This is a genomic window from Kitasatospora acidiphila (genome assembly GCF_006636205.1).
Taxonomy (GTDB): Bacteria; Actinomycetota; Actinomycetes; order Streptomycetales; family Streptomycetaceae; genus Kitasatospora; species Kitasatospora acidiphila.
In genome coordinates, this window is record NZ_VIGB01000003.1 from 5,996,039 (window position 1) to 6,008,445 (window position 12,407).

Consider the following 12,407-nt stretch of genomic DNA (forward strand, 5'->3'; position numbering starts at 1 on the left):
GGAGCTTTACGCGCCCTGCTGCGTGATATGCGGTGTGACTTCGCGTCGAGCGGTCCCGGAACGGGCCGGCGCCAGCTACGGTCGGGCCATGGCCGATCTCGCGCGCATCCGCAACGAAGAGCTCGCCCGGATCCTGCACCAGCTCGCCTGGAGCCCGGAACGGTTGGCCCGCGAGGTCAATCTGGTGCTGCCCCCCGGGCTGGCGATCAGTCAGACCGCGCCGTACAAGTGGCGCGACCGCGGCATGGTGCCCAGGTCTCCGCACGACCAGGCGGTCTGCGAGGTGCTCAGCCGCGCGGTGGGCATCGCCGTCACCTATGAGCAGCTGTGGGGCCGGATGGGCAGCCACCGCGGGGCCAAGGCGCTGTCGGCCCGGTTGCTGACCGACCCGTGGACCGCCGACACCGCGCAGATCGCGCTGCACGAGGCCGGCCTCCAGGTGGCCCCGGTGCGGCTGACCGACCTGTTCCGCGGTGACGAACTGGCCCGCGCCGCCCAGCACTGGTCCGCGCCGCCGCCCCCGCTGACCGGTGGCAGCGGCGCGCTGCCGGTGACGGCGGACCAGCTGAACGACCTGCAGGCCAGCTGTGTCGGCAAGCGGCGGCTCGGGCGGGCCTGCGGCGGCGGTCTGGTGCTGGAGTCGGCCCGCGCCGAACTGGCCATGGTGGGCAAGCTGTTGGAGCTGGGCGGCTATGCCGAGGACGAGCCGCTGGGCCGGGCGCTCTACGGCGCGGCCGGGCGGCTGGCCCGGCTGGTCGGCTGGGCGGGTGCCGATCTGGGCCAGGAGGCGGCGGCCCAGCGTGCCTATGTGGCGGCGCTGCGGGCCGCGCACGTGGCGGGGGAGCCGCAGCTGGCGGTCAGCGTGGTGGGCAGCCTGGCGGTGCAGCTCACCTACTACGGCGCCGGCCGCGGCCTGGACCCGGCCCAGCTGCTGGGCTCGGCGCTGGCCGCCGCCGGGGCGACCCTGGCACCGCAGCAACGGGCGCGCCAGCTGGGCCGGTTGGCGCTGGCGCACGGTCGCAACGGTGATCGGGAGGCTGCCGAGGCGACCGCCGACCAGGCCTGGACGGTGCTGCCCCGGGACGCCGCCCGAGCCGAACTGGCCGGTCTGGTCGGCTGCGCCTACCTGTTCCTGGACGACCACAAGCGGGCCCGACCGCTGCTCACCGACGCGGTGGCCGGGCTGACCGCGGCCCGGGCCCGGGCGCTGCTGCTGGTCCGGCTGGCCGACTCCTACCGCCGCACCGGCGACACCGGGCGGGCCGCCGCCGCGGCGGACCAGGCGCGCGGGCTGGCCGCGGGGATGCAGTCGGGCCTGGTCGCCCGGGTGCTGCGGGAGTTCGACGGGCCGCGGACCGGGGGCGGAATGCAGGATTCCTGATCGTCTCGATACCGTGTGCGAGACACGGTATGACGATCATGAAGGAGTGCGGAGGGTGAGCGTACCGCCGCCGAGACGGCCGGCCGAGGAGCTGCCCGCTGACCTGGACCCGGTCTGCGTGCCCGCCCACCCGATCCGCCGCGACGGGCGCTGGGGCGTCAACCTGGAGCTGCGCAGCTACCGGGGCGAGCCGACGGCGTTCATCTTCAGCAGCCCCGAGACGCTGGTGGGGACGCTGGGCGAGCACCAGCCGTGGGTCGGCCTGCCGATGGTGGCCGCGCGCAACCTGGCGGAGCTCTACGGGGTGCGCCGGTTCCTGATCGACCCGGTCAGCGACGCGGACCTGCCGCGGTGGACCCAGGGCAATCTGCGCGCGGTCTGGCACCACCTTCATGGCGCGAACGGGGAGGGGACCACGCGATGAGCGGGTCGGGATACGGCGTCCTGCTGGGCGATCTGCAGGCACTGGCCGACGACTTCGGGACCGAGGCCAAGGCCGTCCAGCAGCTGCACGGTGACGTCGACCTGAAGCCGGTCTCCACCGGCGACGCCAACCTGGACGCCACGCTGGGCGCGGTGCTGATGAACCTCAAGGGCCTGATCGACGGCACCGCCAAGCAGTTGGGCGACCACGGCTCGAAGATGCAGTCGTGCCACGACAACTACAAGTCGAGTGACAGCGACCACGCCCGGCTGCTGGACTCGCTGATGTCGGCGGCGAACTGATGGCGAAGATCGAAGGAGACATCGGCGGTCTGCACGCCATCGCCACCTCGCTCGACAAGCTGCCGACCCCGCTGGAGGGCAGCGTCAAGTCGCTCGACTCCAAGGCCGACTCGGTGGTCAACGACGCCGGCTGGCACGGCGACGCGGCCACCGGCTTCCGGGCCGCCTGGGAGCGCGACGCCCAGGCGATGTCCGCGATCGCCGGCCTGGCCGGCCAAGCGGCGGGTGCCTGCGACACCTTGGCCACCGCGCTGACCAACGCCCAGCACCGGATCGACGACGCCCGGGACGCCGCGGTCAAGGCCGGGCTGAAGTTCGACGCCGACAACGACCCGCTGCCGAACCAGGACGCTTCCCTGGCAACGGCGTTGACCACGTACAACAACGAGGTCACCGGCGCCCAGACGGACGCGACCAACGCCCGCGGCGACGCCGCCGCCACCCTCTACGCGGTGCTCGCCTACACCGACCCGAAGATCGCCAGCGCCCCCGGGGTGCTGGAGGCGCCGGACGACATGGCGCTGGCCGCCCTGCTGCACGACTACGTCTACCTGCCCGACGAGAGCGAGAAGAGCTATCTGCGGAGCATCCAGGACAACCTGCAGAAGGAGCACGACGCCCTGGTGGCCCAGCGGGCGACCGCCGACGGCAAGGGCGAGCGGCGCGTCATCAAGAACGAGCTGAAGAACGTCTCCAAGGCGCTGCAGAACGTCGGCACCGACCTCGAGGCGGTGAGCCGCTACGAGGACGAGGTCAAGCTCGGCAAGTACTTCAACACCACGGGCGCCGGGCTGCTGGAGAAGATGGGCGCGGACTCCAAGTGGGTCAAGATCGCCGACCAGATACCCGGCCTGGACGTGCTGGCCGCGACGGTCGGCACATACGCGCAGGCCGAGTACGACCACGACCGCGGCTGGGGCTGGACCCACGCGGTGGTCGCCGACGGCGGCGCCAACGTGGTGGGCATCGGCGTCGAGGTGCTGACCGCCGAGACCGGGCCGTTCGCACCGGTGCTCGGCTACGCCGCCTCCTCGCTGGTCAACGAGTACACGCACAACGTGCACTGGTCGCAGAACATCCACAACGACGGGGTGATCCTCGGCGTCGGCAAGAGCATCTTCGTGGACGGTCCCAAGGACCTCTGGAAGAACGACATCAAGGGCATGGCCGACAAGGGCGTGCAGGCCGCCGAGCATCCGGTCGCCACCGCCAAGAAGCTGTGGCACGGGATCTTCGGCTGACCGGCCACCCCCGCGACAGCCACCCGCAGGAAAGCACGGAACGATGATCAGACACACAACTCCCAGCCCCACCCATCCGGAGCCGCTGCCGGTCGCTCCGTACGCCGGCAGCGAGCCGTTCGGCTGGCGGGACCGCTGGGAGTGGCTGCTCTTCGAGCTGCGCGGGGGCGGGCAGCAGCTCCGCTACCGGGAGGCGGTGCGGGCCCGGACCGTGCGGTTCCAGGCGGGCGACTTCGGGCTGGCGGCCGGCGGCAGGGGCTGGCGCAGCCGCGGGCCGAAGTACTGGCTCGGGCGGCTGTGCTGGATCCCGTTCCAGTTCATCCCGTTCGGTTTCTTGCTCGTCTTCTTCGGTTTCGCGCTCGTCGCCCCGTTCGCCTTCCATTGGCCGGTGGCGGTCGGCGTGCTCAACGCGGTGCTCCAACTGGCCGCCGCCGTCCCGCCGTTCGTGGTGATGTGGCGGCGGCTGGTGTGGGCCGAGGTGCGGATCGAGAAGTACCAGAGCAACGGCTCGTTCTCGCTGATGGCCTGGCTGGGCCCGCTGGTGGTGCCGCTGGCCGCGGCGATCGCCTTCGGCGCCCAGGCCGCGGTGTTCCTGTCGTTCTTCCGCCGGTACCTGCCGGCCGAGCGGGTCGCCCACGACGCGCTGCGCGAGTACCGGGCGGCGGCCGCGCAGCCGAAGAGCGGCAAGGCCGCGCAGCCGAGGAGCGGCAAGGCCGTGCAACCGGAGACCGGCAAGAAGGCGTCCGGAAAGGCGGGCCGTCGGCGTTAGGCTGCCCGGCACAACGAACGGAAGGCTCATCGCAGCTCATGAAGGTTCTGATCTCCGGCGGCGCCGGTTACATCGGCAGCACCGTCGCCTCCGCCTGCCTCGAGGCCGGGCACACCCCCGTGATCCTGGACAGCCTGGTCACCGGCCGGCGCGAGTTCACCGAGGGCCGGGAGTTCTACCAGGGCGACATCGCCGACGGTGCGCTGGTGGACCGGATCTTCGCCGAGCACCCGGAGATCGAGGCCGTGGTGCACTGCGCCGCGCTGATCGTGGTGCCGGACTCGGTGGCCGACCCGGTCGGCTACTACCGGGCCAACGTCGCCAAGAGCCTGGATTTCGTGGGCCACCTGCTGCGCAACGGCTGCGAGAAGATGATCTTCTCCTCCTCGGCCTCGATCTACCAGGCCAGCGAGGACTTCAGCGTCGACGAGCACGCCGGCCTCGACCCGCAGAGCCCGTACGCCCGCACCAAGGCGGTCTGCGAGGGCATGTTCGCCGACATCGCCGCGACCCAGCCGATCCGGATCCTGTCGCTGCGCTACTTCAACCCGATCGGCGCCGACCCCGAGCTGCGCACCGGCCTGCAGGTGCGTCACCCGAGCCATGCGCTCGGCAAGCTGATCGAGGCTCACGAGGCCGGCCGGTCGTTCATGATCACCGGCACCCACTGGCCGACCCGGGACGGCTCCGGCATCCGCGACTACATCCACGTCTGGGACCTGGCCGCCGCGCACGTGGCCGCGCTGGAGAACTTCGACCAGGCACTGGAGGGCGGCCGGGCCTCGGCGATCAACCTCGGCACCGGCACCGGAACCACGGTGCGCGAGCTGGTCGAGGCCTTCAACGGCGTGGTCGACGAGCCGGTCGCCGTGGTCGAGACCGAGACCCGCCCGGGCGACGTGGCCGGCGCCTACACCCGCAGCGACCGCGCCGAGCGGCTCCTCCGCTGGAAGCCCGAGCACAGCATCGCCGACGGCATCCGGGACTCGCTGCGCTGGGCCGAGGTCCGGGACGCCCGGCTGAGCTGACACCCGCTGCGGGGCGTGGCGACCGGTCGCCACGCCCCGCAGCCTCCTGCGGTACCCTGAGCCCATGCGAACCGTGCGCCTGCTCCTTAGCCGGCCGCGCTGACCAGGACCGGCCGCCCCGAGCGGGGGTAGCGCCGGAGTCAGCGTGGCGTCCCCTCCTGCGAGGGGCTTTTTTGTTTCCGGAGCCCTTCTTCGGGACCCAAGCCCCGCGTCCGGCCGCTCAGCTGACGATTCGCAATCTGACCCGATGGAGCTTGAAGGACCATGAGCGAGACGACCCCTGCCTCCGGCGCGGCCGAGGCCACCACCGAGCCGTTCCGGTACACGGCAGCCCTGGCCGCCGACATCGAGTCCCGCTGGCAGGACACCTGGGAGAAGGAGGGCACCTTCAACGCCCCCAACCCGGTCGGTCCGCTGGCTCCGCACACCGCCGCCGGCGACACGGTCACCGAGAAGCCGCACAGCTTCATCATGGACATGTTCCCCTACCCGTCCGGCGTCGGCCTGCACGTCGGCCACCCGCTGGGGTACATCGCCACCGACGTCTACGCCCGCTACCAGCGGATGACCGGCCACAACGTGCTGCACACCCTGGGCTACGACGCCTTCGGCCTGCCGGCCGAGCAGCACGCGGTGGCCACCGGCGTGCACCCCCGGGTCTCCACCGAGGCCGCCATCGCCAACATGCGCGGCCAGCTGCGCCGCCTGGGCCTGGGCCACGACTCCCGCCGGTCGATCTCCACCATCGATCCGGAGTACTACCGCTGGACCCAGTGGATCTTCCTGCAGATCTTCAACTCCTGGTACGACACCGAGGCCGACAAGGCCCGCCCGATCGCCGAGCTGATCGCGCAGTTCGCCGCCGGTGAGCGGGCCGTCCCGGGCGGCCGCACCTGGTCCGAGCTGTCCGCCGCCGAGCGCGAAGAGGTGCTGGGCGAGTACCGGCTGGCCTACAGCAAGGAGGTGCCGGTCAACTGGTGCCCCGGCCTGGGCACCGTGCTGGCCAACGAGGAGGTCACCGCCGACGGCCGCTCCGAGCGCGGCAACTTCCCGGTCTTCAAGTCCAAGCTGCGCCAGTGGATGATGCGGATCACCGCCTACGGCGACCGGCTGATCAGCGACCTGGACCTGCTGGACTGGCCCGAGGCGATCAAGCTGCAGCAGCGCAACTGGATCGGCCGCTCCGAGGGCGCCCGCGTAGACTTCAAGGTCGGCTCGGACGACACCATCACCGTCTTCACCACCCGCCCGGACACCCTGTTCGGCGCCACCTACATGGTGCTGGCCCCCGAGCACGAGCTGGTCGACGCCATCGTCCCGGCCGCTTGGCCGAGCGAGACCCTGAACGACTGGAAGGGCGAGGCGCACACCCCCGCCGAGGCCGTCGCCGCCTACCGCGCGGCTGCCGCCGCCAAGTCGGACGTCGAGCGCCAGATGGACGCCAAGGTCAAGACCGGTGTCTTCACCGGCGCCTACGCGACCAACCCGGTCACCGGCAAGCCGGTCCCGGTCTTCATCGCCGACTACGTGCTGATGGGCTACGGCACCGGCGCGATCATGGCCGTGCCGGCGCACGACCACCGCGACTTCGCCTTCGCCCGGGCCTTCAAGCTGCCGGTGCAGTGCGTGGTCGAGCCCACCGACGGCCGCGGCACCGACCCGCACGAGTGGGACGACGCCTTCGACACCTACGACTCGGTGCTGGTCAACTCGGTGGGCGAGGGGATCTCGCTGGACGGCCTGACCGTCCCCGACGCCAAGCGCGCCGTCACCGAGTGGCTGACCGGCCGCGGCATCGGCGAGGGCACCGTCAACTACCGCCTGCGCGACTGGCTGTTCAGCCGCCAGCGGTACTGGGGCGAGCCGTTCCCGATCGTCTACGACGAGGACGGCGTGATGCACGCGCTGCCCGAGTCGATGCTGCCGGTCGAGGTCCCCGAGGTGGACGACTACTCGCCGATCACCTTCGACGCGGACGACGCCGCCAGCAGCCCGCGCACCCCGCTGTCCCGCAACGAGGACTGGGTCACCGTCCAGCTGGACCTGGGCGACGGCGTCAAGACGTACCGCCGCGAGACCAACACCATGCCCAACTGGGCCGGTTCCTGCTGGTACGAGCTGCGCTACGTCGACCCGGACAACCGCGCCAAGCTGGTCGACCCGGCCAACGAGGCCTACTGGCTGGGCCCCAACGCCGAGAAGAAGGCCGGCGGCGTCGACCTGTACGTCGGCGGCCAGGAGCACGCGGTGCTGCACCTGCTGTACGCCCGCTTCTGGCACAAGGTGCTGCACGACCTGGGCCACGTCTCCTCGGTCGAGCCGTTCCACCGGCTGTTCAACCAGGGCATGATCACCGCCTACGTCTACCGCGATGAGCGGGGCTTCCCGGTCCCGGCCGCCGAGGTCGAGGAGGTCGACGGCGGCTACGTCTGGCAGGGGCAGCCGGTCACCCGCGAGGCGGGCAAGATGGGCAAGTCGCTGAAGAACGCGGTCTCGCCCGACAGCATCTGCGAGGAGTACGGCGCGGACACGCTGCGCCTGTACGAGATGTCGATGGGCCCGCTGGACGTCTCCCGTCCCTGGGAGCCGCGCGCCGTGGTCGGCTCGTTCCGCTTCCTGCAGCGGCTGTGGCGCAACATCGTCTCCGAGGAGACCGGTGAGGTCGTCGTCACCGACGAGCCGGCCGACGAGCCGACCCTGCGGGCGCTGCACAAGGCGATCGACGGGATCCGCGGCGACCTGGCCGGGCTGCGCTTCAACACCGCGGTGGCCAAGGCGATCGAGCTGAACAACCACCTGGTCAAGCGCGGCAGCACGCCCCGCGAGGTGGCCGAGCCGCTGGTGCTGATGGTCGCGCCGCTGGCCCCCCACGTCGCCGAGGAGCTGTGGCGCAAGCTGGGCCACACCGACTCGCTGACCTACGCCGACTTCCCGGTCGCCGACCCGGCGCTGGTCGTGGACGAGGCCGTCACCTGCGTCGTCCAGATCAAGGGCAAGGTCAAGGCCCGCCTGGAGGTGCCGCCGACCATCAGCGACGCGGAGCTGGAGCAGCTGGCGCTGGCCGACCCGGCGGTGGTCGCGGCGATCGGCGACGCCCCGGTGCGCAAGGTGATCGTGCGGGCGCCGAAGCTGGTGAACATCGTCACCGGCTGACGGGCCGGGTTGGTTCGGGTGCTCGGGTGGTGGCCCGGTCGCGGTGGCGGCCGGGCCACCGCCGTTTCGGGGGCGTGCGCTGGGGGTGCGCTGTGGGTGCTGGGGTGCGTTCTCGGGGCTGCTTCTCGGGGTAACCCTGATCGGTCCCTGATCCGTCCCGTGAATGCCCCTGGGGCGCTCCTCTGCCGGGTGGCAGTCGGGCTACGGTGTGAGGGAAGCCCCGGGACTCCCGCGGGCGGAACTCGGTGAGGGCGGGAAGGCGGCTGTCTGATGTTCCACGCGATCGGGATCCTGATCGGGGTGGTGGCGCTCATCGCGCTGGTACTGACCGTCCTGGTGGTGGTCGGCGTCGTCAAGGCGGCCAAGGCGGTGGCCCGCAAGGTCGACCAGACCGAGGCGCAGGCCCGGCGGGCCGTGGAGAACGCCACGCTGAAGGCCAAGACCTTTGCGAAGCCCGGTGCGCACGGCGAGGTCGCGGCCGTCCGGCTGGCGCTGCGCACCTCGCTGAGCCGCACCCGCGAGGTGCTGGAGGGCGGCCTGGCCGGCGACGGCCAGCTCACCGAGGCACTCGGCCTGCTGGCCCGGTTGGACGGCCACGGTGCCGAGCTGGACGCCGAGCTGCGGCTGCTGGAGCGCGAGCCGGACGCCTCGCGGGTGGCGGCCAAGCTGTCGGAACTGCGGGTGCGGGCCGACCAGATCACGCAGTCCGCCGAGTCGCTGCGGTGGGCGGCGCAGGACCGGATGCACCGGTTCGCGGCGGACGACCTGGGGCGGCTGAGCGAGGAGATCGCGAGCGAGGCGGGGGCGCTGCGGCACTGGGAGACGGGGGCAGCGGGTTCTGGGGGTGCCGCGGGTGCTGCGGGTGCCGCGGGGGCGGCTGCGGGGGGTGGCGCTGCTGCGGGTGGTGGTGCAGGTGGTGCTGGTGGGGCGGGGGCGTCGGGCCGGCTGGGGTTGGGGACCGGTAAGTGGCCTTCGGCGGAGGAGATGCTCGGGCTGGGGGAGCAGGTCATCAACGCCGCACAGCGGCTGCGGAAGTCGGCACCCGGGTCCTCGGGGCACTGACGGCCGGGCGGGACGGCGGGGGTGCCCTCACCTGATGATCGGCTCGGATGTGCCGGTCGACCACGGGAGGAGTAACCTCCGGCTCATGTCCGCCCAGCTCGCCATCGTCACCGATTCCACGGCCTATCTGCCCCAGCAGGCCGTTGACGCGCATCAGGTCTCGGTGGTCCCGCTGAGCGTCGTGGTCGGGGACACCGTGTTCACCGAGGGCGTGGAGATCGCGCCCAAGGACGTCGCCGAGGCCCTGCGGGCCAAGCAGCGGCTCACCACCTCGCGCCCCAACCCGGAGACCTTCGCCGCCGCCTACCGCGCCGCCGCCGAGGCCGGCGCAACCGGCGTGGTCTCGATCCACCTCTCCACCGAGCTCTCCGGCACCGGCGACGCCGCCCGCCTGGCGGCCGCCGAAGCCCCGATACCCGTGCGGGTGGTGGACAGCCGGCTGGTCGGCATGGCGCTCGGCTACGCGGTGCTGGCGGCGGCTGACGCCCGGGACGCGGGGCTCGACCTGGACGGTGTGGTGGCGGCGGCCGAACGGCGTGCCGCGGACACCCGCGGCTTCTTCTACGTGGACACCCTGGAACACCTTCGCCGAGGCGGCCGGATCGGCACCGCCCGGGCGCTGCTCGGCTCCGCCCTGGCCGTCAAGCCGCTGCTCCACCTCGACGCGGGCCGGATCGAGCCCCTGGAGAAGGTGCGCACCGCCTCCCGCGCCATCGCCCGCCTCGAGGAGATCGCCGTGGAGTACGCGGGCGAGCGGGAGGTGGACATCACGGTGCACCACCTCGCCGCCGAGGACCGCGCCGAGCCGCTCTGCGCCCGCCTGCGGGAACGGGTGCCGGGCCTGCGCGAGCTGTACCTGGGGGAGGTCGGCGCGGTGATCGGCGCCCATGTGGGGCCGGGCCTGCTGGCGGTGGTGGTCGCGCCGGTGTGACGGTGCGACAGTGTGATGGCGTGATGTTGGTGCTGATGCCGCGTCAGTTATCCACAGGGGCAGGGTTGTCCACAGGTTTCCGGGCGTTCCTGGCGGGGTGTGAGGGCCCGGCCTAGCGTCGGCGCCATGACCGTTCTCCGCGCCCTTCGCACCCCAGCCGCCCGCCGCCGGGACACCGCCGCCCTCACCCGCGCCCGCCTGGCCCACCTGCTGCCCGCACTCGGCACTGCGTCGGCGGAGGCCGCCGCCCGTGGGGAGGCGGGTGGCCCCGGCTCCGGCTTGGTGGGTGCGGTTGAGCTGCCGGACTCGGTGGCTGGCCGTGCTGCTGGTCGGGAGCCGCACGATCCGGTGCATCGGGCTGCGGGCTTCCCGTTCTCGGGCGCGCCCATGCGGCGCGGCTCCGGAGTCGCCTTGGGGGATGTGGTCGATTCGTCAGGGCCTGAGCCTGGCAGTTCGGCTGCTCCCGGCTCGCGTGATTCGGGGCCTCCCCGGGCTGCGGGGCTTTCGGTCTCGGGTGCTTCTGCTCATGGCGGCTCCGGCTCCGCCGTGTTGGATGCGGTCGGTCTGTCAGGGCCTGAGCCTGGCCGCTCCGCTGCTCCCGGCTCGCGTGATTCGGGGCTTTCCCGGGCTGTAGGTTCCCCGCTCTCGGGTGCTTCCGCACATGGCAGCCCCAGTTCTGCCGTGCCGGACGCGATCGACCAGCTCGACTCGGAGCCCACCTGGGCCCGTACTCCTGACGCCAGCTCCATTTCCCCTGCCGCCCTGCCTCGCCCGCTCGCAGGACCGTACGCGTCCGGGTGCTCCCGGACGACTGGCCCTACGGCTATGGCAAGCGCAGGGGATCCGGGCGCAGTGCGCGGTCCCGCTCTCGCTCCCTGGGCACCGGACTGGCCTCGTCGGCCGCGACCGGCGCCGCCCCGCCTGTCGCAGGCCCTGCGGGAGCCCTCGCCTCCGCCGTCGCGTTGGCCGCGCGCACGTCGCCTGCTGACACGCCCCCGCCCGCTGCCCCGCCCACACCGACTTCCGCCGTCTCGCCCGCCACCAGGAGCGTGCCCGCCTCCTCCGTACTCCCCGCCGCCTCGCTGCCCGCGCCCGCGTTCCCTGTCGACTCACCGCCGTCCTGTGCCCTGCCTTCCGCCTCCCCGGCCTCCTCGGGTGCCTCCGCCCGGTCCGCTTCCGCCGCCTCGCCCGCCGCCTCAGCCCTGAGCACCCCGTCTTCCCTCGCCTCCCCGCCCTTGTCCAGGGCAGTCCCGGCTCCCGCCCCGTCCCACCCGCCCAGGCGGCGGCTGCGCCTGCCGAGTGCGCTCCACCCGTTGTTGTGGGTGGACCGAAAAGCGGTGCTCGGTCTCGGAGTTCTGCTCCTGCTCGCCGTCGCCTACGCCATCCAGCACTTCTGGCTAGGCCGACCGCAGCCCGTCGCCGTTCCCACTGCCACGGGCAAGACCGCACCCAGCGCCGCCGCAGCCGCCGGCGACACCGAGAGCCCAGCCCAGCCCGTCGCTCCAGGGGGCGAATCGGCGGACACCGGGGCAGCTCCCGAACCCTCCGGCAGCGGCCAACTCCCGGTAGTCATCGATGTGGCGGGCCGAGTCGTGCACCCAGGTGTCCTCAGCCTGCCGGCGGGATCCCGAGTCGCCGACGCGCTGCGGGCGGCGGGCGGCGCGCAAGCGGGCGTGGACACGGATGGCCTCAACCTCGCCCGGGTGCTGGTTGACGGCGAGCAGGTGCTGGTCGGCTCGCCCGCCCCGGCCGCCGGGAACGCCGCCGAGCCCACAGCGCCCAAGGCACCGGTGAGCATCAACAGAGCCACCCAGGAGCAACTCGATGCGCTCCCCGGCATCGGTCCGGCTCTGGCCCGTCGCATCCTCGACTTCCGCACCCAGCACGGCCCGTTCCGCTCGCTGGAGCAACTCCGCCAAATCAGCGGGATCGGCGGCCGCAAGTTTGCCGAGCTGCGACCACTGCTCGTTCTCTGACCTGACATCACCTATCTGCCGCCTGCTGGAAGCGCTTCCGCCACCACCGCACAGCCGGCGCTCCAACCCGCCCCTTCGCCCCGATGTCACTGCCTGTCCTCCCGCGCGCGTCGCTGGATCTCGCAGCCAATCGCCCGCAA

General features: G+C 72.4%; 10 protein-coding genes. All 10 read left to right on the forward strand.

What is annotated here, in order from left to right; genetic code table 11:
• Window positions 1-88 precede the first annotated feature (88 nt).
• The 10 genes from E6W39_RS28380 to E6W39_RS28425 all read left to right on the forward strand — a co-directional run bounded on the left by E6W39_RS28380 (window position 89) and on the right by E6W39_RS28425 (window position 12,267).
• Entirely contained in the window at window positions 89-1,381 is a 1,293-nt protein-coding gene (locus E6W39_RS28380) for a hypothetical protein (protein WP_141635914.1), read from the forward strand.
• A 55-nt stretch (window positions 1,382-1,436) separates the two neighbouring features.
• The gene (locus tag E6W39_RS28385; protein ID WP_141635915.1) at window positions 1,437-1,805 is read left to right on the forward strand and encodes an SAV_915 family protein; all 369 of its coding nucleotides are present in this window, start codon (window positions 1,437-1,439) and stop codon (window positions 1,803-1,805) included.
• A complete protein-coding gene (locus tag E6W39_RS28390; protein WP_141635916.1) occupies window positions 1,802-2,107 on the forward strand; it encodes a DUF6317 family protein in 306 nt (101 codons plus the stop codon). Before E6W39_RS28385 ends, E6W39_RS28390 begins: the two co-directional genes overlap by 4 nt.
• The gene (locus E6W39_RS28395; protein ID WP_141635917.1) at window positions 2,107-3,348 is read left to right on the forward strand and encodes a hypothetical protein; all 1,242 of its coding nucleotides are present in this window, start codon (window positions 2,107-2,109) and stop codon (window positions 3,346-3,348) included. Before E6W39_RS28390 ends, E6W39_RS28395 begins: the two co-directional genes overlap by 1 nt.
• Before the next feature lie 43 nt (window positions 3,349-3,391).
• Entirely contained in the window at window positions 3,392-4,117 is a 726-nt protein-coding gene (locus E6W39_RS28400; protein ID WP_141635918.1) for a hypothetical protein, read from the forward strand.
• A 38-nt stretch (window positions 4,118-4,155) separates the two neighbouring features.
• Complete coding sequence (gene galE, locus E6W39_RS28405) at window positions 4,156-5,145, forward strand: UDP-glucose 4-epimerase GalE (protein ID WP_141635919.1); 990 nt, start codon at window positions 4,156-4,158, stop codon at window positions 5,143-5,145.
• Between the two features lie 264 nt (window positions 5,146-5,409).
• Window positions 5,410-8,298 carry a leucine--tRNA ligase gene (gene leuS, locus E6W39_RS28410; protein ID WP_141635920.1) on the forward strand — a complete coding sequence of 963 codons (2,889 nt, stop codon included), beginning with the start codon at window positions 5,410-5,412 and terminating at the stop codon, window positions 8,296-8,298.
• A gap of 270 nt (window positions 8,299-8,568) precedes the next feature.
• Window positions 8,569-9,360 carry a hypothetical protein gene (locus E6W39_RS39760; protein ID WP_181799473.1) on the forward strand — a complete coding sequence of 264 codons (792 nt, stop codon included), beginning with the start codon at window positions 8,569-8,571 and terminating at the stop codon, window positions 9,358-9,360.
• Window positions 9,361-9,445: 85 nt separating this feature from the next.
• Complete coding sequence (locus E6W39_RS28420) at window positions 9,446-10,291, forward strand: DegV family protein (protein ID WP_141635921.1); 846 nt, start codon at window positions 9,446-9,448, stop codon at window positions 10,289-10,291.
• Between the two features lie 1,322 nt (window positions 10,292-11,613).
• Complete coding sequence (locus E6W39_RS28425; protein WP_228718392.1) at window positions 11,614-12,267, forward strand: ComEA family DNA-binding protein; 654 nt, start codon at window positions 11,614-11,616, stop codon at window positions 12,265-12,267.
• Window positions 12,268-12,407: the final 140 nt, after the last annotated feature.

Excerpts from the sequence above, each read along its gene's own strand:
- E6W39_RS28380 (WP_141635914.1), top strand. The coding sequence starts at position 89 with ATGGCCGATCTCGCGCGCATCCGCAACGAAGAGCTCGCCCGGATCCTG.
- E6W39_RS28390 (WP_141635916.1), top strand. The coding sequence starts at position 1,802 with ATGAGCGGGTCGGGATACGGCGTCCTGCTGGGCGATCTGCAGGCACTG.
- E6W39_RS28395 (WP_141635917.1), top strand. The coding sequence starts at position 2,107 with ATGGCGAAGATCGAAGGAGACATCGGCGGTCTGCACGCCATCGCCACC.
- E6W39_RS28400 (WP_141635918.1), top strand. The coding sequence starts at position 3,392 with ATGATCAGACACACAACTCCCAGCCCCACCCATCCGGAGCCGCTGCCG.
- galE (WP_141635919.1), top strand. The coding sequence starts at position 4,156 with ATGAAGGTTCTGATCTCCGGCGGCGCCGGTTACATCGGCAGCACCGTC.
- leuS (WP_141635920.1), top strand. The coding sequence starts at position 5,410 with ATGAGCGAGACGACCCCTGCCTCCGGCGCGGCCGAGGCCACCACCGAG.
- E6W39_RS39760 (WP_181799473.1), top strand. The coding sequence starts at position 8,569 with ATGTTCCACGCGATCGGGATCCTGATCGGGGTGGTGGCGCTCATCGCG.
- E6W39_RS28420 (WP_141635921.1), top strand. The coding sequence starts at position 9,446 with ATGTCCGCCCAGCTCGCCATCGTCACCGATTCCACGGCCTATCTGCCC.